Source organism: Apolloniradiicaulis salifontis, assembly GCF_053756655.1.
On sequence record NZ_CM132387.1, the window covers coordinates 73,411 to 97,873 of the forward strand.

The 24,463-nt window shown below is 62.1% G+C and carries 14 protein-coding genes and 1 tRNA gene; 9 read left to right on the forward strand and 6 right to left on the reverse strand.

Annotation, left to right across the window (positions count from 1 at the left end; all coding sequences use genetic code 11):
* The first annotated feature begins 33 nt into the window (after positions 1–33).
* From ACWCOP_RS00385 to ACWCOP_RS00395, 3 genes are read left to right on the forward strand one after another with little or no spacing between them, the layout of a single operon-like run.
* Entirely contained in the window at positions 34–1,137 is a 1,104-nt protein-coding gene (locus ACWCOP_RS00385; RefSeq protein ID WP_478249224.1) for an efflux RND transporter periplasmic adaptor subunit, read from the forward strand.
* Positions 1,137–4,241 carry an efflux RND transporter permease subunit gene (locus ACWCOP_RS00390; RefSeq protein ID WP_478249225.1) on the forward strand — a complete coding sequence of 1,035 codons (3,105 nt, stop codon included), beginning with the start codon at positions 1,137–1,139 and terminating at the stop codon, positions 4,239–4,241. The genes ACWCOP_RS00385 and ACWCOP_RS00390 overlap by 1 nt, the downstream gene beginning before the upstream one ends.
* Positions 4,238–5,656, forward strand: a complete 1,419-nt coding sequence (locus tag ACWCOP_RS00395) for an efflux transporter outer membrane subunit (RefSeq protein ID WP_478249227.1) — start codon at positions 4,238–4,240, stop codon at positions 5,654–5,656. Before ACWCOP_RS00390 ends, ACWCOP_RS00395 begins: the two co-directional genes overlap by 4 nt.
* A 408-nt stretch (positions 5,657–6,064) precedes the next feature.
* Here ACWCOP_RS00395 and ACWCOP_RS00400 read toward each other — a convergent pair whose 3' ends face one another.
* The 6 genes from ACWCOP_RS00400 to ACWCOP_RS00425 form a co-directional block, all read right to left on the reverse strand.
* Entirely contained in the window at positions 6,065–6,904 is an 840-nt protein-coding gene (locus ACWCOP_RS00400; RefSeq protein WP_478249228.1) for a hypothetical protein, read from the reverse strand.
* Positions 6,905–7,011: 107 nt separating this feature from the next.
* Positions 7,012–8,385, reverse strand: a complete 1,374-nt coding sequence (locus tag ACWCOP_RS00405; protein WP_478249229.1) for an ATP-binding protein — start codon at positions 8,383–8,385, stop codon at positions 7,012–7,014.
* Positions 8,382–9,104 (reverse strand): response regulator, encoded by a 723-nt coding sequence (locus ACWCOP_RS00410; RefSeq protein WP_478249231.1) that lies wholly within the window; start codon positions 9,102–9,104, stop codon positions 8,382–8,384. The genes ACWCOP_RS00405 and ACWCOP_RS00410 overlap by 4 nt, the downstream gene beginning before the upstream one ends.
* 102 nt (positions 9,105–9,206) lie before the next feature.
* Complete coding sequence (locus ACWCOP_RS00415) at positions 9,207–10,496, reverse strand: cadherin domain-containing protein (protein ID WP_478249232.1); 1,290 nt, start codon at positions 10,494–10,496, stop codon at positions 9,207–9,209.
* A 33-nt stretch (positions 10,497–10,529) separates the two neighbouring features.
* Positions 10,530–10,775: a hypothetical protein gene (locus ACWCOP_RS00420; protein WP_478249233.1), complete on the reverse strand. Its 246-nt coding sequence runs from the start codon at positions 10,773–10,775 to the stop codon at positions 10,530–10,532.
* A 415-nt stretch (positions 10,776–11,190) separates the two neighbouring features.
* Positions 11,191–11,277: transfer RNA gene (locus ACWCOP_RS00425), tRNA-Leu, on the reverse strand.
* A gap of 298 nt (positions 11,278–11,575) precedes the next feature.
* Here ACWCOP_RS00425 and ACWCOP_RS00430 point away from each other — a divergent pair.
* Genes ACWCOP_RS00430 through brxL form a run of 6 tightly spaced genes read left to right on the forward strand, consistent with a single transcriptional unit; the run spans position 11,576 to position 24,456 of the window.
* On the forward strand, positions 11,576–12,196 hold the full coding sequence (locus tag ACWCOP_RS00430) for a DUF1819 family protein (protein WP_478249235.1): 621 nt from the start codon (positions 11,576–11,578) through the stop codon (positions 12,194–12,196).
* A complete protein-coding gene (locus ACWCOP_RS00435) occupies positions 12,196–12,807 on the forward strand; it encodes a DUF1788 domain-containing protein (RefSeq protein WP_478249237.1) in 612 nt (203 codons plus the stop codon). The genes ACWCOP_RS00430 and ACWCOP_RS00435 overlap by 1 nt, the downstream gene beginning before the upstream one ends.
* A gap of 12 nt (positions 12,808–12,819) precedes the next feature.
* Complete coding sequence (brxC, locus tag ACWCOP_RS00440; protein WP_478250706.1) at positions 12,820–16,359, forward strand: BREX system P-loop protein BrxC; 3,540 nt, start codon at positions 12,820–12,822, stop codon at positions 16,357–16,359.
* The gene (pglX, locus tag ACWCOP_RS00445) at positions 16,360–19,872 is read left to right on the forward strand and encodes a BREX-1 system adenine-specific DNA-methyltransferase PglX (RefSeq protein ID WP_478249238.1); all 3,513 of its coding nucleotides are present in this window, start codon (positions 16,360–16,362) and stop codon (positions 19,870–19,872) included.
* Between the two features lie 3 nt (positions 19,873–19,875).
* Positions 19,876–22,386 carry a BREX-1 system phosphatase PglZ type A gene (gene pglZ, locus ACWCOP_RS00450; protein ID WP_478249240.1) on the forward strand — a complete coding sequence of 837 codons (2,511 nt, stop codon included), beginning with the start codon at positions 19,876–19,878 and terminating at the stop codon, positions 22,384–22,386.
* A 9-nt stretch (positions 22,387–22,395) separates the two neighbouring features.
* A complete protein-coding gene (gene brxL / locus ACWCOP_RS00455) occupies positions 22,396–24,456 on the forward strand; it encodes a BREX system Lon protease-like protein BrxL (RefSeq protein ID WP_478249241.1) in 2,061 nt (686 codons plus the stop codon).
* Positions 24,457–24,463 lie beyond the last annotated feature (7 nt).

Consider the following 24,463-nt stretch of genomic DNA (forward strand, 5'->3'; position numbering starts at 1 on the left):
CGCGACGCCGCACAGCAAAATGGCAGGGGAAATATGAGCCTTCGAGCCGTCATCACCGCCCTGGCGGGCGCCAGTGCGCTTGCGGCGTGCGAAGATCAGGACGCGGCCCGGCCCGGCGAGGTGGGCGGCGAAGAGGCGGTGCAAGTCATTGCCGAACGCGTCACCTACCAGCGCGCCACCCGGCGGGTTGAAGTGGTGGGCACGGCCAGGGCGCGCCAGAGTGCGGTGATCTATCCCGAAACCAGCGGCCAGGTGACTGAAATCCTGTTCGAGGCCGGCGATCGCGTGGAGGCCGGGACGGCGCTCATCCAGCTTGAATCCGAGGAGGAGCGCCTGGCCGTTCGCCTGGCCCAGGTGGAAGTGGATCAGGCCCGCCAGCTCCTGGAGCGCTATCGCCGCATCGAGGATACCGGCGCGGTGTCCGCAGCCCAGATCGATGAGGCGCGCACCGCGCTGGACGCGGCGGGCATTGATCTGGAAAGCGCGCAGCTGGCGCTGGACAAGCGCCGGGTCACCGCACCGTTCGCCGGATATACCGGGCTCACCGACATCGATCCAGGCACGCGGATCAACGCCGACACCGTCATCACCAATCTTGACGACCGCTCGGTCCTGCGGATCGATTTCGACGTGCCCGAGGAAGTGTTCGGCCAGGTCACGCGCGGCGATACGATCCCCGTCACGGCGTTCTCCAGGCCCGAGAGCCCGGAAACGGCCACCGTGCGCACCGTGAACTCGCGCATTGATCCCGATCGCCGGGTCTTCACCGTACGCGCCGAGATCGCCAATGAGGACGACCGTCTGCGCCCGGGCATGAGCTTTCGGGTGCGGTTTGAAACCCTGGGCGAGGCGCTGCCCGCAGTGCCCGAAACCGCGATCCTGTGGGGCGGCAGCGGATCCTATGTCTGGGCGATCGAAGACGGCCAGGCCACACGGCGCCCCGTCACCATCGTGACCCGTGAGCCTGGCCGCGTGCTGGTGCGCGCCGATCTGGCCGAAGGTGCGCCCATCGTCGTCGAGGGCGTCCAGAAGGTCCGTGAGGGCACGCCCGTGACCGATGTTGCGTCCGGAGCCGACGGCGCGCCCGGGCCCGACCGGCCATCGTCCGGCTCCGGCTCTACGGCGGAGGCGGGCTGATGGCGTCGGGACTCGGAGACCTGCCCGGGCTTTCGGTACGCCGGCCGATTCTGGCGTGCGTGGCCAATCTTCTGATCGTCATCGCCGGGCTCGCGGCCCTGTTCGGCATCGACGTGCGCGAACTGCCCGACGTGGACCGTCCGGTGCTTACGGTGACTGCAAGCTATCCCGGCGCCGCACCCGAAACCGTGGACGCGGAGGTCACCCGCGTGCTCGAGGGCGCCGTGGCGCGGGTCTCCGGCGTGGACGATATCCGCTCCTCAAGCGAGGAGAATTCCACCAGAATCCGGGTGCGGTTCCGCCCCGGAACCGATCTGGACGCCGCATCGTCCGACGTGCGTGAGGCGGTGAGCCGCGTCGAGCGGCAGCTGCCTGACCGGGTGGAGGATGTGAACGTGGTCAAGGCCGACAATGACGCCGATCCCGTCCTGCAGGTGGCTCTGGTGGCCGATGTCTTTGATGAGGCCGTGCTGACCGAGCGCATTGAAAACGACATCGCCCCGGCTTTCCAGGCCATTGACGGGGTGGCGGCGGTGACCCTGTTCGGAACCCGGCAGCGTCAGCTGCGCGTGGTGATCGATCCGCTGCGCCTTTCGCGCTTCGGGCTCACCGTGGCCGACGTGGCCGACGCGCTGGAGCAGGCGCCCTACGACGTGCCGGTGGGCAGTTTCAACGCGCTGGATCAAAGCCTTCTGGTGCGCGCCGAGGCCGTGGCCGGCACGCCGGAGCTCATCAAGGAGGTGGTCATCTCCGGCGAGACCAGCGTCGGTGATGTGGCGGATGCGTTCTTCGGCCCCGCCGACGCCACCAGTTTCGTGCGCCTGAACGGTAATCCCATCATCGGCTTCGGCGTGCTGCGTCAGGCCCAGTCCAACACCATCGAAATCGCCCAGGCGGCGCGCGAAGTGGTGGATCAGATGAATGCGCGCTTTGATGACGTGGAGCTGGTGATCACCTCCGACGACGCGGTGTTCATCGAGCGCTCGGTGCGCGAGGTGCTGATCACGCTGGCTTTCACCACGCTGATCGTGGTGGCGACGATCTGGCTGTTCTTCGGCTCCTTGCGCGCGACGCTGATCCCGTCCCTGGCCATTCCCACCGCGCTGATCGGCAGCCTTGCGGGCATCTGGCTTCTGGGCTTTTCGATCAACATCCTCACCTTGCTGGCGCTGGTCCTGGCCACCGGGCTGATCGTCGATGACGCCATCGTCGTGCTTGAAAACATGCAGCGAACCCAGAAGCAGGGAGTCAAGCGCCAGGCCGCTGCGGTGCTGGGCACGCGCCAGGTCTTCTTCGCTGTGGTCGCCACCACGGCGGTGCTGGTCTCGGTCTTCGTGCCGATTTCCTTCCTGCCCTCCACCGCCGGGCGATTGTTTCGCGAATTCGGGATTACGCTGGCTCTTGCGGTGACGATCTCGTCGTTCGTGGCGCTCACCCTTGTGCCTGCGCTGGGCGCGCGCCTGTCCATGGCCGGCGAGCCGAAGGGCGTTGAGAAGCGCCTCAACGCATTCGGCGGCGGTATCGTGCGGCGCTATGAGAAGAGCCTGAAAGCGGCGCTCGCCATGCCCTGGATCACGGTGATGATCGCGCTCGCCGCGGTGGTCGGTGCGGTGCTTGCGGTGATGACGGTGGACCGCGAGCTGGTGCCCGAAGAAGACCGCGGCGAGGTGTCGATTTTCGCCTCCGGCCCGGACGGGGTGGATCTGAGATACATGGACCGGGAGGCCGCCGAGATCGAAGCGGTGCTCCAGCCCTATATCGACTCAGGGCTGATCCGCTCGCTCTACACGGTGGTGGGGCGCTATGATCCCAACCGGATCGGCATGACCGCCACCCTGGCGCCGTGGGACGAGCGGGACATGAGTCAGCAAGAGCTGATCGGGGCGCTGCGCGGCCCGCTTGATGACATCCCCGGCTCGCGCGTCTCGGTGTTCGGGCGCGGCAGTCTGGACGTGGGCGGCGGCCGGCGCAGCGGTCTGGAAGTGGCGCTCACCGGCCAGGACTATGAAGACATATACGCCGCCGGACGGGCGCTGGTGGAGCTGATCGAGACCGAAAGCGAGATCCTGGCGAACGCGGAGCTGTCCTATCAACCCACCCAGCCGCAGATCTCCATCCGCATCGACCGGCGCCGGGCCAATGATCTGGGCGTTTCGCTTGAGGACCTGTCCCAGACCCTGCGCGTGATGGTGGGCGGCGATGATCTGGTGGACCTGTCGGTGCGCGATCAGGCCATCACCATCTTCCTCACCGCCGAGAACAGCGCGATCCGCGATCCGTCCGATCTGCGCAATCTTTATGTCCGCTCCGACGCCGGTGATCTTGTCGCCATCTCCAGCCTCACGACCTTCGTGGAGGAGGGTGTCGCCGCCGAGCTGGACCGCACCGAACAGCGCCGCGCCATCGAGCTTGAGGCGGACATCGCGCCGGGCGTGCCGCTGGCCGACGCGGTGGCCGAGATCGAGCGCCTGGCGGACCAGAGCCTGCCCGACCGCATCGAGATGATCCTGCAGGGCGAGGCGGAGACGCTGGGCGAGACCTCGCGTGATCTTCTGTACACCTATCTCTTCGCCTTCGTGATCGTGTTCCTGGTGCTGGCCGCCCAGTTTGAAAGCCTCACCAGCCCCGTTGTGGTGATCCTCACGGTGCCGTTCGGGCTGGCGGCGGCGATCTACGCCCTGTTCCTCACCGGCATCTCGCTGAACATCTTCTCCCAGATCGGGCTGGTGATGCTCATCGGGCTCATGGCCAAGAACGGGATTTTGATGGTGGAGTTCGCCGACCAGCGCCGCGCCGAGGGCGACAGCGTGCGTGACGCCATCGCCGAGGCGGCCAAAGTGCGCCTGCGCCCGATCATGATGACGCTGATCTCCACCGTGCTGGGCGCGGTGCCGCTGATCCTCTCCGCCGGCGCGGGCGCAGAGGCGCGTCAGGCCATCGGCTGGACGGTGTTCGCCGGGCTCGGTCTGTCGGGGCTGTTCACGCTCTACCTCACCCCGGTCGTGTATCTGGGGATCGCCCGGCTTGGCCGGCCGCGCGAGGCCGGCCTCAAGGACCTTCAAACCGAGCTGGACCGGGTGGAAGGCGAGGGCGCTGCATCATGACGCGCACAGCCGTGCTCGCCGCCACGCTCTTTGGAAGCGTCCTGAGCGCCTGCGCCGCCGGGCCAAAGCCGGAACCGCACGCCGCCGCGCCGGACCTGCCGCCGGCCTACGCCGAGGCGCCGGATGGCGAGTCTGCCGCCAGCCAGGCGGCGGAAGCCGTCTGGTGGACCGGCTTCGACGACCCTGTCCTCACCGCGCTCATCGAGACCGGGCTTGAGGAAAACCGCGATGTCGCCGCCTCGCTTGCAAGGCTGGACGCGGCGAGCGCTCAGATCACGGCCGCGCGCGCCGGGCTTTTCCCGCGCCTTGATGGGGAGGCGTCCCTCGACGCGCGCACTGAGCCCGGCGGCGGGGATCTGGACACCGGAACGGCTGCTGCGGCGCTGTTATCCTTCACGCCGGATCTGTTCGGCCGTCAGCGCCGCGCCATCGAGGCGGCACGCGCCGATGCGGCGTCGCAAGCGGCGCTGGCCGCCGATGTGCGCCGGCTCACCGCCGCCTCCATCGCCTCGCAATATCTCGCTCTGGCGCGGGCGCAGGCCCGCTTTGCGCTTCTGGAGACCTCTCTGGATCTGCAGACCCAGACCCTTCGAATCGTGCGCCAGCGCTTTGAAGCGGGCCTGTCGGCCGGGCTCGACGTGCAGCGCGCCGAGGCTGATCTCGCGAGGACCCAGGCCCAGCGCGGCACGCTGATCATCGCGCGGGCCGAGGCGCTGAACGCGCTGGCGGTCCTGTCCGGGCGCACTGCGGGCGACTGGGACGCACCGGAGCCAGACGCCATCCCGAGCTTCACCCGCGACATCGCGCCCGGCGTTCCGGCTGCGCTCTTACGCGGACGCCCCGATGTGCGCGCGGCTGAGGCCGACCTGGAGGCTGCGCTGGCGCGCGTCGGCGTGGCGCGCGCCGCGCTCTACCCGCAGCTTTCGCTGCCGGGCTCCATCACCGCCGATCTGGACGCCTCGGATTTCGCCGACACGATCACCGCCCAAATCGCGGCGGTGGTGGATATTCCGCTGTTCGACGCCGGCGCCCGGCGCGCTGACGTCACGCGGTCGCAGGCGCTCGCCGCTGCGGCGCTGGCCGATTATGAGCAGGCGGTGCTGGTCGCCGTGGCCGATGTGGAGACCGCCCTGGCGCGCATCGACGCGATCGAAGCGCGGCGCAGCGAGCTCTCCCGCGCCGTCACCGCCAGCGAACGCGCGTTTGACCAGCTCAACGCCCTTTACCGCGAGGGCCTGGCCACCTTCATCGACATCCTCGACGCCCAGCGCACCCTCATCGACAGCCGCGAAGCGGCGGTGAACGCCGACGCGGAACTGGTCCAGGCGATCATTGATCTCTATGCGGCGCTGGGGGCGGAGGCGATGGAGCCGGAGCCGGATATGCGCAACGGTCCGACCGCAGGCGGCGTGTAGCGAAGTTAGAACACGTCCACACACGCCAAACATACACACCCGGACTGCAAGCGCGACCACGCACTGGCCGGTCAGGCCGAAAGCAGGGCGCAGCGAAACCGGAACACACCCCGCACCCCGCAGGATCCGCGAGGGCGGCCGTCCGCCCGCAGCTTTGGCCAAGACCGACCCGCGTTTTTGCGTCTACGACAGCACAGTGATTGCAGTTTTTTAAGATCATTTTTCGTTTTCGGTGCATCGGGTGAGCCAGCGGGGTTTGTAGCTCGGGCTGATAAATTTCTGCACCACCTTCCAAGGCCCCTCCATTCAATATCAGATGCGATGCTTCCGCCGGCGGGACCACGCCATCCACCCAGTAGACACGCGGACTTGACGCATCAGTCATCAAGCTCGCCCGGGCGAGTCCGCCTATCGCGCCCGTTGGATGAGCACGCGGCTTTCCACATTCAGGTCGCCGTTGGGATCAGCGAGCCGATCCTGCTCGAAACTCACTGCAACAGGCACGCCGGCTTCCTGCAGGCAAAGCTCGTGATTATTGTCGCCATCGTTCAGGTCCCCGAAGGCGAAGGGCGTCACATTCAGAAGGCGGCCATTGCGTTGGCGCAGCGTCACCGTATAGGCCTCGCGCTCCTCGTCGCCGACTTCGGTCCGGTCCGGGCGTACGACGCCGCCGCTCCAAACCACCCGTACGATTTGTTCGGTACCCTCCCACGGACAGGCAGTCCCGCCTCCCCAAGGGATGGGCGTGCCGGCGTCTGCATTCTTCCAATCAGAGCGTGAGACCTGTTCGGCCATGACGATCGACGGTCCCGCCTCCAGCGGAGCGATGCTCGCAGAGGCGCCGTGGAAGCCAGTCCTGCGATCCATTGATCGGAGCGGACGGATCACTTCCACACGTGCAGGCGGGTCCTCTGGTCCGCCGAACTCGCCGACCAGCAGTGCGGTGCGACGCTCGCCGGGATCATCAGCCGGATCGAAGGTCACGCAGGTGACCGGGCGCTCCTCGCCAGAGGGGCTGGTTACCCGGAAATCGTCTGGGCGCGGCGTGCGTTCCAGCTCCTCGGAAAACACCACCGGCATCCCGTCACGCCCGACCGCGCCACGACAGACCAGACGGTTCGCTCCAGCCGGAAAGGCGTTGTCGGCCCCAAATGAGGCGGACAGAATTGCGCCGTCCGGGCTGGCCGGGCCAGCCGCACCGGCTGAGATCAGCAACACCGCCGCAGTGAAACTTGAAGCTTGAAACATGATCGCTCTCCAGGATTTGAACCTGGCTCGAGCCTGCACGGGAGATGTCGAGCCGGTTTCGCTGGCGCGTTGAATAATGTCTTGAAATATTGCCAGGCTGACGCAGCTCACATGGCGAGGTCAGCAGGGACATGGATCATTGCGGCCAGACCGCCGGACGGCCGATTACGCAGTGTCAAAGACGCACCGTGCGCCTCGGCCACGGCCCTGGCGATCCCCAGCCCCAATCCCGCTCCGCCCGTCGACCGGCTGCGTGACCGCTCGCCCCGGCTGAAGGGTTGAAAGGCGCGCCCCAGAAATTCATCAGGCATGCCGGGTCCGTCGTCTTCAACCGTTATGTCGAGACCATGAGAGCCGCCGGCGATGGTCACGATCACAGGGGAGCGGCCGTGGCGATGAGCGTTCTCCAGCAGATTGTCCAACAATCTGCGCAGGGCGACCGGATCGCCGATGATTCTGAAGCTGTCGCCCGAATTCACCGCAAGGTTCACGCGATAGGGCGCTGCTGCGACCACTTTCCTGACAAGGCCGGGCAGATCAATCAGCTCGCGGGGCGTGTGCGGGCTTCCGGCGCGGGCATAGACCAGCATGTCCGCGATGAGCGCCTCCATCTGCACCATGTCGCTTTCGATCTCCGAGCGCGTAATCTGTTCCCGGTCATCGAGCCGAAGCCGGATCCGGGTCAGACCGGTCCGGATGTCATGGGCGATGGATGCAATGATCTCCTCTCGCTCCTGAACCAGGGCCGAGAGGCGCGCGCGCATCCGGTTCACCGCCGCTGCGATGCGCCGCAGCTCTATAGGCCCTGTCTCCGAAACTTCAGCGCCGCCGTCCCCCAGCGCGATTTCCTCGGCGTCTCTCTCAAGACGCCGGATCGGCCGAAGAATGACCGCCGCCAGCGCCACGCTGAGCGTCAGGACGAAGGTCAACACGACAAGCCCCAGCCCGACACGGGCCGCCGAAGGCTGCTCGATCGAAAGCACCGGCGCGAGCCAGACATTCAAAATCGACCCGTCCTGCAAGGGCACGGCCACATGCAGCGCCGTCGCAGGACGCATCTCGACCGCCGCGAAGTCTGCGAGCTGCTGGCGTAATGCGAAGCCGTTCAGCACCTGAAAACCAATATCGCGGCCTTCCAGAACCGTCGTTTGCGGCGCAGCAGCGGCGATCAGGGCGGCGGCGAATTCAGGGTGAGCGTCCAGGCGCGGCTCGCTCCCCGAACTGATCGCGGCGCCCCGTCTTGAGCTCGAATAGAGCGACAAGATCCGATCCGTCTGCGTCCCGGACGTATCCTCAACCGCGCTGACCAGTTCTGCAATGCTCGCCCCATTTTCTGACAAGGCGGGCGGGAACAGGCTGTTCGCCAGCGGAGTCTGAAACGCGGCGACCATGCCCCAGAACACGATGATGAGGATGATCAGCGTGGCCGCAGCCACCTGGAACACGATCGACGACCATGGCCTGATCTGACGGAGGGTCATAGGGAGACACGCTTCACATCTTCGGCGAAAACATAGCCAAGGTTCCTGACGGTCTTGATCAAGGCCGGAGACTTCGGATCAGGCTCTATCTTGCTTCTTATCCGGCTGATCAGTGAATCGATGCTGCGGTCGAAGGGGTTCGCCACCGCGCCTCGCGACAGATCCAGAAGCTGGTCGCGGGTCATGACGCGAGGCGCCGCCTCCACCAGGGCGAGGAGCAGGCTGAACTCGCCGGACGTCAGCTGGATAGCTTCCCCATCCTCGTCCCGGAGCGCGCGCTGATCGGGCGAAAGCGTGAAAGATCCGAAACGGTAGGCCTTTTTCGGGCGGACCGGCGGGTCTGCCACTTCTGCCGATCGTCGAAGAACGGACCTGATCCGGGCGACGAGCTCGCGCGGGTTGAACGGCTTGCACAAATAGTCGTCCGCTCCCAGCTCCAGCCCGATGATGCGGTCGATATCATCCCCCAACGCGGTCAGCATGATGACCGGAATTTTCGAGACTGATCGCAGACGGCGACAGAATGACAGTCCATCCTCACCGGGCATCATCAGGTCCAGAACCATGAGATCGGCATCGAATGCGCGCAGGGCCTGCTCCGCTTCGGACGCCGAGTTCACCGTGCGCGGCTGCATGCCGTTGCGCTCCAGAATGCCGGCGAGGAGCTGCAAAATCTCAGGGTCGTCATCGACGATGAGAATTTTATAGGCCTGTTCCATAAAGCATTCAGTCTTTCAACGAGGCCCAGCGCGGGACCGCCTCACCTGCGGGTCCCGCACTGGCGAGCGCGCTGCAATCATTCGCACGACCGGCATTGGTCCTCAATCAACGCTCAATACGTTTTCGTAATAGAGCTGGAGCGCTTCGGCCATGATCTGACGATACTCCTCCTCGGTGAAGTCCACATGCCCAGTATCATCCGGGACGATGAAAGCGCCGACAGGAACGCCCAGATCTTCAAACACCGGCACGAAATCACATGTGCCAGAGGCTTCAAACTGCGTGCCGGTAAGGGTGAAGGTCCCACAGGGCGCGACGGAGTCGAGCTCGTTGTGAGCGGCGTAGACCGGGGCGGAGTCCCGATCGATCTTGTCGAGCCCCGGGACGGCGCCGGAGATCGCCCAGACACCCTGGACATGGGGAGACTGGTCGAGGTGCGCGCCGACATTCCCGTAAACCCCGCCACGCGTGCTCACATAGTCGATGAGGTCCTGCTCGAGCGGATCATCGGGATCCAGCGTGCCCAGGCCGAGCGCCATGAACGCCCCGGCGGAGGTCCCGCCGACGATGGCTGTTTCAGGGTCAATGCCGTATTGCGCCGCGTTCGCCCGCAGGAAGCGCAAGGCCGCGATCATGTCGTGGTTGGCGTCCTGACCGGCGAGCCGGAACTCCAATGGACTCTCGGCCATCCGGCCCAGCGTGCGGTAGTCCATGATCGCAGCTACATAGCCGGCGCGCGCGAAGGCCTCAGCGAATGGCTGGACCTGGAACCGGCTCGTAAAGGCGAATGCGCCGCCGCTTGCAATAAGAGCGAGCGGACGGCTGGTTTCGGTGTCTCCCTGCGGCGTGATCACGTTCAGCACGTAGTCATCGCTGCCTTGGGCATAGACGATGTCCGGCGAAATGGTGGTTCCAGTGAAGATGGGCTCGAGATACCGCGTGTCAGGCAGGTTTGAGACAGTGACCGCGAAGTCCGCGCTGGCCGATCCGCCGGCGTCGTCGCTGACCCTCACGGTGAAATGGTAGACATTGTCGCCGTCGGAATCATCAGGACGTTCGAAATCCGGGCTCTGAACAAACCGGATCACCCCTGAGTTTGACGTGATCTCAAACGCCGAAGCGTCCGGACCGCCGGCGAGGGCGTAGGTGAGCATGTCGCCGTCGGCGTCAGTGGCGGACACGGCGCCGACCTCCGTCATGTTTTCACTGACGGTGATGGCGAGGCTCCCCGTGATTCGCGGCGCGGAATTGGCGGGGCTTACAGGCTCGGCCGCAGGCCCGCTTCCACCGCTACAGGCTGCCGCCGCGACAAGGCTCAGTGCGCCTGCACCCGCCTGAAGCACGCGGCGCTTGATCTGAGAGCTCCAATGGTTTGCAAGTTTCATGCTCATCCTCCTCAAAGCCGCAGGTCACCTGACCCAGTGTCATTGCGGAGAATTTGAGCCTTGAGCTTCGCCCTTCTTTGGACGGCTCGCGATGATTTGTTGCGGAATAATGCCGTCGTTGGCCGATAGCATGGGCGACTTGCCGCTCTTCAGCGCCTCAAGCGTCAGGTCCTCCTCCATCGTGAGCGCGACACGATGGCCGAGAGCCTTCAATCCCTCGCCGCCTCCAGCCTCAGTAAGGACGCGGTCGCGCGCGAAGTCGGCCCCGGTCTCTTCGAGGATCATGGGCGCTCCGTACGCCTCGTGCGTCTCACGGGGCATCACGACCGCTTCGAGTTCTGGGCGGTTTCTCGAACCAGTGAGCGCCATCTTCGGCGACATTCCGGTCTTGTTGACGGACGCCGGCGGTCGCACGGGCGGCGGCGACAACCCGCCGGAACTCGCGGTCGGTGTCTAAGGCTGTCCGGACAGCCGCCGCGTTGCTGGGCGCGTCGAAGGTCTTCTTGAATCCCGGTAGGTCCGTCCGCACGGCGCGACCGTCCTTGGGCCGCGCGTGACGATACCTGAACGGCGGTTCAGGGGAAGTTTCAGGTGCTTCAAGGCAAATCACATTGGACCGCTTTTGTACCGAGGTTTGTACCTGCGGCGCGATCCGATCGAAAGAATGTCCTGCAGAAACAGCTGCTTAGAGTGCAAGCTGTGGTGCCCAGGAGAAGACTCGAACTTCCACTTCCTTTCGGAAACCAGCACCTGAAGCTGGCGCGTCTACCAATTCCGCCACCTGGGCAGGTGTGGGAGCCGGGGTGAAGAAGCCGAATTTCGAGCCGGTCTCTCTATGAATTTGAGGTCCCTGTGTACCCAGCTGTGTACCCAAGCGCAATCTGGTGTCTGCGGCCTTTTGAGCTTGGCGCGCAGGTTGGTGAAGCGGGGTTACCTCACACAAGAAAGATGTTGGCAACCTCATGGTTTCAACCGCTTGCCTGCAGGCGGCCCCATGAGCCCCCTAGCGTTCCTCACCGATCTGGATAAAGTCCTGCACCCAAGGCTGTGGTGAGCGCTCGCGCTCGGATCGGATCGGAGCGGAAATGTCGCTAAGAGGCGGCTCAGAAGCGAAAGCCGGCTATCGCCTGTCGTTTTCGACCGGCGGCTTGTTCGTGGCCGCGTCGGTTGAGCTTGCCGGGATCTATGAGCGCCTTGGCGATTGGGAAGCCGTTAAGAAGGCAGCGGCCGAGGATGGTCTCACCCAGTTTAACGCCACTTCATCGACCACCCGGACCGTCCGAGAGCTTGTTACCCGGCTTGCGGTGCTGCGTGCTGACGAGCTGGAGCTGTTGCGCTCAGGCGGGAATTCCGAACGCACTGCGCTACTCTGGCTTGCTCTGTGCCGCGCTTACCCGCTAATCCACGAGTTTTCGGTCGAGGTGCTGTCCGAGCGGCTTGCGAATTTCCGGTCTGCTTTAAGCTACGAACACTTTGACGCTTTCATTGCCGTTAAGTCTCAGTGGAACGACGCTCTGGCGGATCTCTCAGAAACCACTCTGAAAAAATTGAGGCAGATCCTCTTTCGATACATGCGGGAAGCCGGAATAATCGCGGATGATGGTTCCATCGTGCCGTACCTTCTCCCGGCGTCCGTGCGTGCGCTAATTGAGGCGGGGAACACCGCGGAGCTTGCGTTTTTTCCCGGCGTTCGAGAGCGAACCTAATGGCGATCCGCACCGACGATTACGAGCCTCACGAGCTTCTTGATCATCTAAAGAGCGTGATGAGTTCCAGACGCTTTCTGCGGATGGAAAGCTTAAACAACGAAGTTCCCTTTTTCATCTGCCCGTACCCGATCGAGCGCCAGCGCGAGATCCTGCAGGTCTATCGGTTGCTCGTAAGGCAGCTGAAGGACAATGGGATCAATCTGCTCGAGCTGAGCCTCTATGATTTGTGTCTGAGCATCCTCCAGGACCGAGGAATCTGGGACCAGGTGATCGAGGCTGAGGCGGAGATCAGTAAGGCGGAGCTGAAAGAGCTGCTGCAGGGCGTCCTTGATCCGCAGGAGCACCTCATACCCGCCATCAGACACCGGATTGTCGAGACTAATCCCGAGGTCATGTTGCTCACCGGGGTCGGCGAGGTTTTCCCGTTCATCCGATCCCATAACGTCCTGAACAATCTGCAGAGCGTCGCGAAGGACTTTCCGACTGTGATGTTCTTTCCCGGCCGGTACGAGCACGCCCTTGCGAGCGGAGCATCACTCGACCTCTTCGGGACCCTGCACGATGACAAATACTACCGCGCTTTCAACATCCTTCATGTCGAGGCCTGACGAGCAGTAATGATGAATCTTGAAACGATATTTGAAAAGCCCGTCGACCGTCGCATTGAGGGCGTCATCAAGGCGGATGACGATGCGGGGCTCCTCCACGAGTTGGAGGAATATGTGATCACCGATGAGGTGGAGAAGCACCTCGGGGTTTTCCTGGAGGCCTATCGCAACGCTGAGAACAACAATGGGGTTTGGATCTCCGGCTTCTTTGGATCCGGTAAGTCACACCTGCTGAAAATGCTGGCCCTCTTGCTCGAGAACCGGGCAATCGACGGAAAGTCGGCGCTCGACGTGTTTCGCGACAAGGTTAAGGACAACAAATTTCTGCGCGCGGACCTGGAGCGGGCGGCGGAGATCCCGTCTAAAAGCATTCTTTTCAACATCGACCAAAAGGCTGACGTCATCACGAAGACGCAGGTCGATGCGCTTCTTGCGGTTTTCCAAAAGGTTTTCGATGAGGCTTGCGGCTATTACGGCAAGCAGGGCCATGTCGCGCAATTTGAGCGCCATCTGGACGAGAACGGTCAGTACGACGCGTTCAAGGCTGCCTACCAAGAGGTCGCCGGCAAGTCCTGGGGCCGCGGGCGCGAGCAACACATCCTTGAAAACAGGGCGATTGCAGCCGCCTATGCGACTGCGACCGGTGGCGACGTAGCGGACGCGCAAGAGGTCCTGAAGAAATATCGTGAGAGCTACAAGGTCTCGATCGAGGACTTCGCCGAGCAGATCAATCGGTATGTCGAGCGCCAGGGCAAGGACTTCCGGCTGAACTTCTTCGTCGACGAGGTTGGCCAGTACGTGGCCGACAATACGAAGCTCATGACAAACCTGCAGACCGTTGCGGAGTCGCTGTCGACGAAATGCCGTGGCAGGGCCTGGATAATCGTTACGGCTCAGCAGCAGATGGCCGAAATCGTCGGTGACATGACGAAGCAGCAATCGCTGGACTTTTCCAAGATCCAGGCGCGCTTCTCCACCCGCATGCCGCTCACCAGCGCGAACGTTGCCGAGGTGATCCAAAAACGTCTTCTGAAGAAGAAGCCGGAAGCGGAAGAGCCTGTCGGCGCGCTCTTTGACGCCTACCAGAACGATATGCGGACGCTGTTCAGCTTTTCCCAAAATTCGGTTCAGCTGAAGGGCTATCGCGATCGCGAGCACTTCATCGCAAGCTACCCGTTCCTGCCCTATCAGTATGAGCTGTTTCAGCTCGCCATCCGGGAGCTGTCGGACCACAACGCTTTCGAAGGCCGGCACGCCTCCGTTGGCGAGCGTTCGATGCTCGGCGTGTTCCAGCAGGTCGCCAAGAATATCAAGGATCTCGAACTCGGCGCGGTGGCGCCGTTCGATCTCATGTACGAGGGGATCCGGTCGGCGCTGAAGGCCAGCGTTCAGACCTCAATTCAGCTCGCGGAGAGAAATCTCTCCAATGAGCTGGCGCGGCGCATTCTGAAGGCCCTCTTCCTGGTGAAATATGTCAAGCAGTTCAAGCCGACGCTGGAGAACATCTGCGTTCTGGTGCGGACACGCTTTGACGGGGATGCGGCGAAGCTCCTTCGCGAGGTTGAGGAGGCGCTCTCGATCCTTGAGCAGCAGACCTACATCCAGCGCAACGGCACGCTCTATGAATTCCTCACTGACGAAGAGAAGGATGTCGAGGACGAGATCAAGAACACCGAGATCGACACCTCGGAGATCACCCAGGCCCTTGTCGATCTGCTGTTCGGCATAGGGCTGCGGACGGGGAAAATCCGTCACGACGCCACCGGCGGCGACTATCCATTCGCGCGCAAGATCGACGACCAGCTCTCCGGTCGCCCCTACGAGCTGGAGATCAATATCGTCACGCCGTACCACCAGGAAAGCGCATCGATCGAGCGGTTTCGGATGCAGACGCTCAACGGCAATGAGCTATGCGTCGTCCTTCCCGAGGATCCGCGCTTCATTCAGGATCTCGGGCAACTCAAGAAGACGGAAAAGTACGTCCGCCAGGCCACCTCGCAGCCGCACCAGCCGATCCTGCAGCGCATTATCGGCGACAAGCGTGAGCAGATCGGCCAGCGTGAGCGTGCGCTGGAGCTTCATGGCAAGCGCCTGCTCTCGGAGGCGCGGCTGTTCGCCCGCGGTCAAGAACTGGACATTGGTGGAGAGGATGCGCAGACGCGGATCTTCCGCGCTTTCAACGTCCTTATCGACAAGGTCTACACCAGCCTCGGACAGCTGCATGGCGTCACGTATACGGAAGGCCACATCTCGGAGGCGCTGGCGAAAAAAGACGACGGGCTGTTCGCCTCGGATGCGGCTGGAATGCCGGAGGCGGAGCAGAGCGTCCTCAATCATATCCGCATGAAGCAAAAGCAGGCGCTTCGCTCGACCGTAAAATCGGTCATCGAGGAGTTTGAGAAAGCGCCGTACGGATGGCCGCGGGTCGCGATCCTCGCTCAGCTGGCGGCGCTCTACGCGCGGGGGCGCATCGATGCGAAGAAGGACAGCCAAAGCCTGAACGCGGCTGATTTCGGGAAGGGCCTGCGGAACACGCATGACTTTGCGAGCATCGTGCTGGAGCCCCAGGTCGAATTCACCCAGGGCCAGATCGCCGGGCTGAAGAAATTCTATTCGGAGTTTTTCGGGACGATGCCGAAGGCGTCGGAGGCGAAGGCGCTGGCCGAAGAAACCCTGGCGGATCTCAAGAAGGAAGCAGAGCAGCTCCGCACGCTGGCGCGCAGTGCTGATCGGTATCCGTTCGCGGCTCGGCTTGAGCCTGTCGCCCGGATAATCGCGGACGCCTCTCAGCTTGGCGTCACGGATCTGTACGCCAAGCTGTCCAGCCGGCAAGACGCGCTTCTGGACGCCAAGGAAGATGTGATCGATCCGATCAAAACCTTCCTCAACGGCGAACAGGGCCGGATCTTCGACGAAGGCCACGACTTCCTGCAGCGCCAGCAGACCAATCTTGACTATGTGCCGGACGCGTCCGCAGACGCGATCCGAACCATTCTGGAGGACCTGGAGTGCTTCAAGGGCGACAAGATGCGCCGGCTGCGCTCTGAGATCGACGCCCTGAAGGCCAAGATCGACGAGGCGCTGGGTGCGGCGCGCACCGGGGCTTTGGAGGAAATCGCCAAGCTGAAAGAGTATCTGGAGCGGGCGGATAACTTCGCGGCGGTTCAGGCGGACGCTGAGCGGGCCTTTTCAACCGTCGAGGCGCGGATCGCCGCTACTGACAGCATCCCGCTCGCCGACCGGACCGTCGAGGAGTTCAAGCGGACCGTTTATCCCGATCTTCTGGGGCGGGCGGAACGTCCCAGCGGGCCGGCGCCGTCCCCGGCTTCCTCCGGAGTCGGGGAGCGCGGCGGCGCCGCGTTTGACCACGATGAGGCGAAAACAACGGTGGCGCCGCAGCCAAAGTCAGCGCCGCTTGTGCCGATCGGCTCGGTGAAGCCGTCCGGCGTTAAGCCCATTCTTTCCACTGAAAATGACGTCGAGAGCTATATCGAGGCGCTGCGCAAGCGCCTGATCGAGGAAGTCCGCTCCGGCAAACGGATCTCGCTGTAAATGGATACCTCGAAGCTCAAGAAGGTTGCGCCGCAAGCCCGCACGCTTCTCATCGATCAGGTGACGGTCAAGCTCCGCTCGGTGCTGGCCGCGGACAGCGCCGCGCGCCGTGAAAACCCCAAAGCCGTCGGCGAACTGGAAACGCAGATCCGCGCGCTGGGTGAACCTGCGGTGATCGAGAAAATCGCCTACACCTGGTTCAACCGGTTAGGCGCGCTCCGCTTCATGGACGCCAACGGCCTGAACCCGCTGCGTGTCGTTTCGCCGGCGGAGGGGCAGTCCCAGCCGCAGATCCTCGCCGAAGCCATGGCGGGGCATATCGATACGGCGACCGTGCCGGAGGCGACCGCGAAGCGGGTCATGGCGCTCTTGAGCGGGGCGGCGTCGAGTTCGGCGCCGCAGGATGAGGCCTATCGGCTCCTCCTGGTGGCGGCCTGCAATGATTGGCACCGCGCCCTGCCGTTCCTGTTTGAAAAGATCGCCGACTATTCCGAGCTGCTTATGCCGTCCGGTCTCCTCGCCGGTGACTCGGTGCTGGCCCGCCTGCGCGAAGTGATGACCGAAGAGGCCTGCCAGGACGTCGAGATCATTGGCTGGCTCTACCAGTTTTACATCTCGGAGAAGAAGGATCAGGTCTTCGCCGGGCTCAACAAGAACCAGAAGATCACAGCGGAAAACATCCCAGCGGCGACGCAGCTTTTCACCCCGCACTGGATCGTGCGCTACCTGGTGGAAAACTCGCTGGGGCGGCTCTGGCTGCTGAATCGGCCTGGCTCGAGGCTCGCCGAGCGGATGGACTATTACATCGCGCCGGAGGAGCCAGAGACGGACTTTCTGAAGATCGGCAAGCCGGAGGAAATCAAGCTCTGCGATCCGGCCTGCGGATCCGGGCACATGCTGACCTATGCCTTCGACCTGCTCTACGCGATCTACGAGGAAGAGGGCTACGACCCAGTCGAGATCCCTGCGCTGATCCTAACCCATAACCTGACCGGGGTGGAGATCGACGACCGCGCGGGGGCGCTGGCGGCCTTTGCGCTGGCGATGAAGGCGGCGGCGAAGCTGGGGCGGCGGCGGTTCCTCCGGATGGAGGTAAAGCCCGGCATCGTCGTTCTGCAGAACGTGGCCTTCAGCCCGGCCGAGATGCAGGACGTGGCCGCCGTGGTGGGGCGTGACCTATTCACGGATGAGTTCCGCGAGACGCTCCTGCAGTTCGAGCAGGCCAAGAACTATGGCTCGCTGATCGTGCCGAAGCTGCGCGACCCGGCAGAGACGCTGCGGGTGGTCGAGGCACGGGATTTTGGCGGCGACCTGCTGTTGAAGGAGGTGCAGGAGCGCGTCGTCGCTGTGCTGCGTATGGCAGAGGCGCTGTCGCCCAAGTATCACGTGGTGGTGGCCAATCCGCCGTATATGGGCGGGAAAGGGATGAACCCGCGCCTGAAGAACTGGCTTAAGGAAGAGTTCCCCGCTGGAAAGTCTGATTTGATGACCTGCTTCATGGAGCGGTGTTTCAGTTTGAATTTGGCAAATGGATATTGGTCAATGATCAATTTGCCTTCGTGGATGTTCTTGGGAAGCTACGAAGACATCAGACGACATCTCTTAAAAAAACAACGCGTGACCAGTCTCCTTCAGCTTGGGCGTGGTCTTTTCGGTCCAGATTTCGGAACAGTGGCGTTCACTGTCCAAAGCGCGCCACCCAAGAATGAAACTACAGCGGTGTACCGTCGCCTGTTTGAAAATCAAGTAAACGTCCGAAGGCCTGAAGAGATTGAGCGGCTTTATTTGAAATTCGACTACAACTCGTTTCGAACCCATCAGCGTGATCTGCTTCGAATTCCAAGCACTCCAATGGCCTATTGGCTTAGCGATAAGTTCACGTCGACCTTCTCGGACAATGCCTCATTCAATGAATATTTCACTGCGAAACAAGGCCTTGCAACAGGAAACAATGACAGGTTCGTTCGGTCTTGGCACGAACCAGCATGGTGCAAAACGGATTGCACCCAAAGGCTGAGCGGTGATTTCAGCTCAACCAAGAAGTGGTTTCCTTACAGCAAGGGTGGCGAAGCCCGAAAGTGGTATGGCAATCATGATCTTCTGATCAACTGGGAAAACAACGGCGAACCGCTCAAGGAGTTCAAGGACCACGATGGAAATCGGCTCTCAACTCTGAAGAACCTCGCCTTCATGTTCAGGCCCGCCATCACATGGAGCCTCACATCGATAAGCGGCATTCTATGCACACGGTTCAGGCCGAATGGCTTTGTTTTTGATACGAATGGAATGTCCGCGTTTTCGTTGTCTAACGAGGTGACGGAGGAGTTCGGCGTCGCTCTATTGAACTCACGTTTTGCGCAGGAAACGCTCAAGGTTTTGAACCCGACTATGGCTTTCCAAAGCGGAGACATTGATCGTGTTCCGGTTCCTGGGGGCGTTAAGAATCTAAAGGAGAAGACTCCAGCATCGGCCTTGGTCAGAATTGCCAAATCCGATTGGGACGCCTTCGAAACCTCCTGGGATTTCACCACGCTCCCGCTGCTCTCGCCCGATCATCGCGGCGAGACGCTCAAGGCCGCCTATGCTCGCCTCCGCGCCCACTGGCAGGGCATGACCGACGAGATGAAGCGGCTGGAGGAAGAGAACAACCGCATTTTCATCGACGCCTATGGCCTGCAAGACGAGCTGACCCCCGAGGCGCCGATCGAGGAGATCACGCTTACCTGCAACCCCGCCTATCGCTATGGCGTGAAGACCTCCGCGGATGACCGCGAAAAGCGGCTGGAAGCCGACACTATGCGGGAATTTCTCTCCTACGCTGTGGGCTGCATGTTCGGACGCTACAGCCTGGACGAGCCCGGCCTGATCCTCGCCAATCAGGGCGAGACGCTTGAGGATTATCTGAAGCGCGTGCCGCAACCGACCTTCCTGCCGGACGACGACAATGTCATCCCCATCCTCGACGGGGACTGGTTCCCGGACGACATCACCGGGCGGTTCCGCAAATTTTTGCGCGTGACCTTCGGCGACGATAATTTCGCGGAAAATCTGCGCTTCATTGAAGACTCGATCGGCAAGGATTTGCGCAAATTCTTCCTGCGCGACTTTTATGACGACCATGTGAGGCGCTACAAGAAGCGCCCGATCTACTGGATGTTCTCCAGCCCCAAGGGCAGCTTCAACGCGCTGATCTATGTGCACCGCTACCGGTCCGACACGGTGAGCGTCGTGCTGAACGAGTATCTGCGCGAATACATCAAAAAGCTGGAAGCCCATCGCGCGCAGCAGCAAAGCGTCCAGGCCGATCCCGGCGCCGGCGCGTCGGCCCAGACGAAAGCCGCCAAGGAGATCGACGCGACCGCAAAGATCCTCGCCGAGCTGGAAGCCTATGAGCGCGACGTGCTCTATCCGCTGGCGACCCAGCGCGTGGAGATCGATCTCGATGACGGGGTGAAAGCAAATTACCCCAAATTCGGCGCTGCGTTGAAGCCCATCAAGGGGCTGTCGGACTAGGACATGCGCGAGAAGCTCGAACACGCCCTGAACACCCGCTTCGACACGCCGGAACGGCAGATCGTGTTCTGGTACGACGCCGCGCAGGAATTCACCGAGGATTTCGCGGCGCTGGATCTGCCCGGCGTTGAGGCGGTGGAGGTGCGCAATAACGAATTCGCGCTGAAGCACCGCATGCTGCGCGTGGAGCCGAAGCAGCACTTTCTGGTCTATGTGCGCGGACCGCAGCCGGAGGACATGGACAACTGGCTGCTCGACGTCCTTTTGTCCCATGGCCAATTCCGCACCGACAAGATCCAGATGTGGCTGGACGAGCTGGGCCTGCCGGGACCGTTCGCCAGCCTTCTGGAAGCGCATCAGGAATTCTTCCGCTCGACCGCCCGCTATGACGCGCTGAAGGAGAGCCTTCAGCCGAAGGACGGCCGGTTGCGGGTCCAGCTGAAAATGCTCGCTGCGTGTCTCGGCGCACATCCGGATCTGGAAACCATTGTCGAAGCCCTGCTCCACGAGCTGGCGAAAGGCGATGACGATCTCGAGCGGGCCATGGGCTTGCTTGAGCGGTGCAAGCTCACCGACTTCCTCTGGACGCAACTGGCCGAACGCTTCGGCTATACGACCGAGACGCCCAGCGTCGCCGACTTCGCCATCACGCTGTTCCGGTCTTCCTATGCTCTGGATCTTGGAGAACGGTCGGATTTGAGCGCCGAGTCCCAGGTCTGCTTCAAGCGATGGAAGAACACCCGCACCAGCGCCGCTGCATTCGAAACCCTCTCCGCGGAATACGCCGGCGCCCTCGACATCACGCGCGACCTGGAGCCGCGTGACTTTCGGCAGCTGATCAAGATGGATCAGTTCGAGGAGATCGACCGCAAGATCATCGTCGCGATGGTGCACGAGGTCGCCGAGCAAACCGTGGCCCATGGCGAGGTGGAACGCTGGGTGCGCGATCGCCGCAGCGCCCATTGGTTCGAAACTTACAAGCCGGTCTATGAGGCCATTCTCGCCGCGGCGCGCTTCTTTCATGAACTGTCCCAGACATCGCTGGACGTGAGAAGCTTCGATGAGGGCCTGCGGCTCTACGCTGAACGCTGGTACAAGATCGACCAGCTCTACCGGGCCTTCATCCACAACGCTGACCAAGCCAAGCAGGCGACGAGCCTTCTGTCTGAACTCAGCACCAAGGTGGAAAACCGGTACTCCAACCAATTCCTCCTGACGCTGAACGATAATTGGCAGGCGCATGTGGATGCGGTTGAACGGTGGACGACGACCGCGGTGACGATGCAGAGCGATTTCTACAGCACGAAGATCCGGGCTCTGCGTCAGCGTGGGCAGAAAGTCTGCGTCATCATCTCAGACGCGATGCGCTATGAAATCGGCGAGGAGCTGCAGCGCCGGATCCGCGCCATGGACAAGTTCAGCGCGGAGCTGGAGCCCGGCCTTAGCGTGCTGCCCAGCTACACCCAGCTGGGAATGGCGGCGTTGCTGCCGCACAAAGAATTATCCGTTCAAGATGACAGCAAGGTCCTGGTCGACGGGCAATCGGCGAGCGGGCTCATCAACCGCGAAAAGATCCTGGTGGCTGGCGCCGGCGAAGACCGGTGCAAGGCGATTAAGTTCGAAGATCTGATCGGCATGGTGAAGGATGAGGCCCGCGCGCTGGTGCGCGATCACGACGTCGTCTTCATCTATCATGACCGGATCGACGCAATCGGCGACAAGCCCGGCACCGAGCGCCAGGTCTTTGAGGCGGCGCAGGAGACGTTCGGCGATCTTGAAGCGGCGGTGCGCAAGCTCATGTCCGCCAACGCAAGCCGGGTTCTGATCACCGCCGACCACGGCTTCCTGTTCCAGGCCCGCAAGGTCGAAGAAAGCGATTACGCGGCCACGGGCGTGACCGGCCGCGACGTCACCTTCCCAAATCGCCGCTTTGCGCTGGGAAGGGGTCTCGATGCCAACCCGAGCACGACGACCTTTTCGGCTGAGGCGCTGGGGCTGAAAGGCGATCTCGAAGTTCAGATCCCGAAATCAATTAACCGGCTCCGCCGAAGCGGTTCGGGTTCGCGCTTTGTGCATGGCGGCGCGGCGCTACAGGAAATCATCATTCCCATCCTGACCGTATCCAAATCGCGGGAGAGCGATGTGGAGTTGGTTGAGGTCGAGATCCTGTCTGGAGAGAGCCGGCTCATCACGACGAATCAGCTGGGCGTGAGGCTCTACCAGCGCGATCCGGTTGATGAGAAAATTCGGCCTCGCGACCTGAAGATCGGACTTTACGCCCCAGACGGTGCTCTGCTCTCCGACGAGCACCCGCTGCGCTTCGATGTTGAATCCGAGGATCCCAGGGACCGCGAGTCCCAGATCCGCTTGCTCCTGAGCAAACGCTCCGACGATTACAACAATCAGGATGTTGAGCTTCGCCTGAGCGAGCGGCACAAGGGCACAAGCACGTTCAAGGAATACAAGTCGGTGCGCTACTCACTGCGGCGCCGTCAGAGCGATTTTGATTTTTAGGGGATTTGCATGACGCCGCTCGACACCAAGATCAACGAGCACTTCGCTGGGCTGGTGGTCCGCAAGGACCTCGTGAAGACGGTGAAGGGCAACGCGATCGTTCCCTCCTACGTGCTGGAATACCTGCTGGGCCAGTACTGCGCGACAAGCGACGAAGCTTCGATCAACTCCGGGATCGAGACGGTGAAGGAGATCCTGGCGAACCACTATGTGCACCGCAATGAAGCGGGGCTTGTGCGGTCGAATATCCGGGAAAAAGGCCGCTACAAGGTCATCGACAAGGTCAGCGTGGCGCTGAACGACAAAAAGGACACCTACGAGGCTGCTTTCGCAAATCTCGGGATCAAGAACGTCCTTGTCGATTCAGCCACGGTGAAAGCCCACCCCAAGCTCCTCGTCAGCGGTGTCTGGTGCATCGCCGACGTCGAATACGAGTACACCGAGGACAAGAACGTCTCGCCCTGGGTGCTCGGCTCGCTGAAACCGATCCAGCTCTCAAAGTTCGACTATGAGGGCTATCTCGCCGCGCGCGGTGAATTCGACACTGATGAATGGATCGATCTGCTGGTTCAGAGCATCGGCTTTGATCCCGAAATGCTTGGCCGGCGAAGCAAATTTATCCAGCTGGCACGCCTCATCCCGTTCGTTGAGAGGAATTACAATCTCATCGAGCTAGGGCCGAAAGGCACCGGTAAGTCCCACATTTTCTCGGAGTTTTCGCCCCACGGGATCCTGATCTCCGGCGGGGAGGTCACTGTCCCGAAGCTCTTCGTCAACAATTCGTCCGGGAAGATCGGCTTGGTCGGATATTGGGACGTGGTGGCGTTCGACGAATTCGCGGGCCGACAGAAGAAGGTCGACAAGGCGCTCGTCGACATCATGAAGAACTACATGGCCAACAAGAGCTTCTCCCGAGGCGTGGAGACGCTCGGGGCTGAGGCGTCAATGGTCTTCATCGGGAACACGAAGCACACCGTTCCCTACATGCTCAAGCACACAGACCTTTTCGACGAGGTGCCGGAGAAATACTACGACTCCGCCTTCATCGATCGCCTGCATGCATACATTCCAGGCTGGGAAGTTGATGTCATTCGAGGAGAGATGTTCTCAGACGGCTACGGGTTTGTCGTCGACTACCTCGCTGAGATACTCCGGCACCTTCGCGGACAGGACTTCTCGGATCAGTACAAAGATCTGTTCGAACTTTCATCGGACATCTCGACCCGCGACCGGGATGCGGTCCACAAAACCTTCTCCGGCCTGATGAAGATCCTGTTTCCGGGGGGCGGCGCTACACACGATGAGATCGAGGAACTCCTTGCTTTCGCCGTGGAGTGCCGCAAGCGGGTGAAGGATCAACTGATGCGGATCGACTCCACCTATCCCAAGGTCGATTTCTCATTTTCGAAGCCAGACGGCTCGAAGCGCAGGGTGACGACGCTAGAGGAACAGGAGTATCCGCTCTTCTATCACCGCACCGCTACCGATGAAGACGATGGCGGCGAAGAACCGAGCGACGCGGCCGCTGCCAACGCAGCCCAGCAGAAGACGGAAGCTCGCCAGTCAAAGGTGACCGCCGAGCCGGCAGAGCTTCAGCCAGAGCACCGCGAGATCCAGGAGAACCAGCGCGGCATCACCTTTGCCAATCTCTTCGGGAGCTATTTGAGCGGCGCAACGGTGATTACAGTTCAGGATCCCTACCTGAGGATGTTTCATCAGCTCAGAAACCTCACGGAATTCCTGGAGCTGCTGATCATCCAGAAACAGCCGGAAGACGAGATCTCTGTCCGGCTGGTGACAGGACGGGACGCCGAAACAGCAGAACGGCAAGAAGAGGATCTTCACCGGATCGCCGAGAACGTATCGCCGCACGGGATCGATCTTGAGTGGAAGTTCGACGAGGCGATCCATGATCGCAGCATTGAGACCGACACAGGCTGGAAAATCTTGCTTGGCCGTGGACTGGATATCTACCAAAGGTTCGACAACCGCGATGCGTTCAACCTCGCAAACCGGCTCCAAGAGGCACGTGCCTGCAAGGCTTTTGGGGTAACTTTCGTCAAAGTATAGGTCGCAC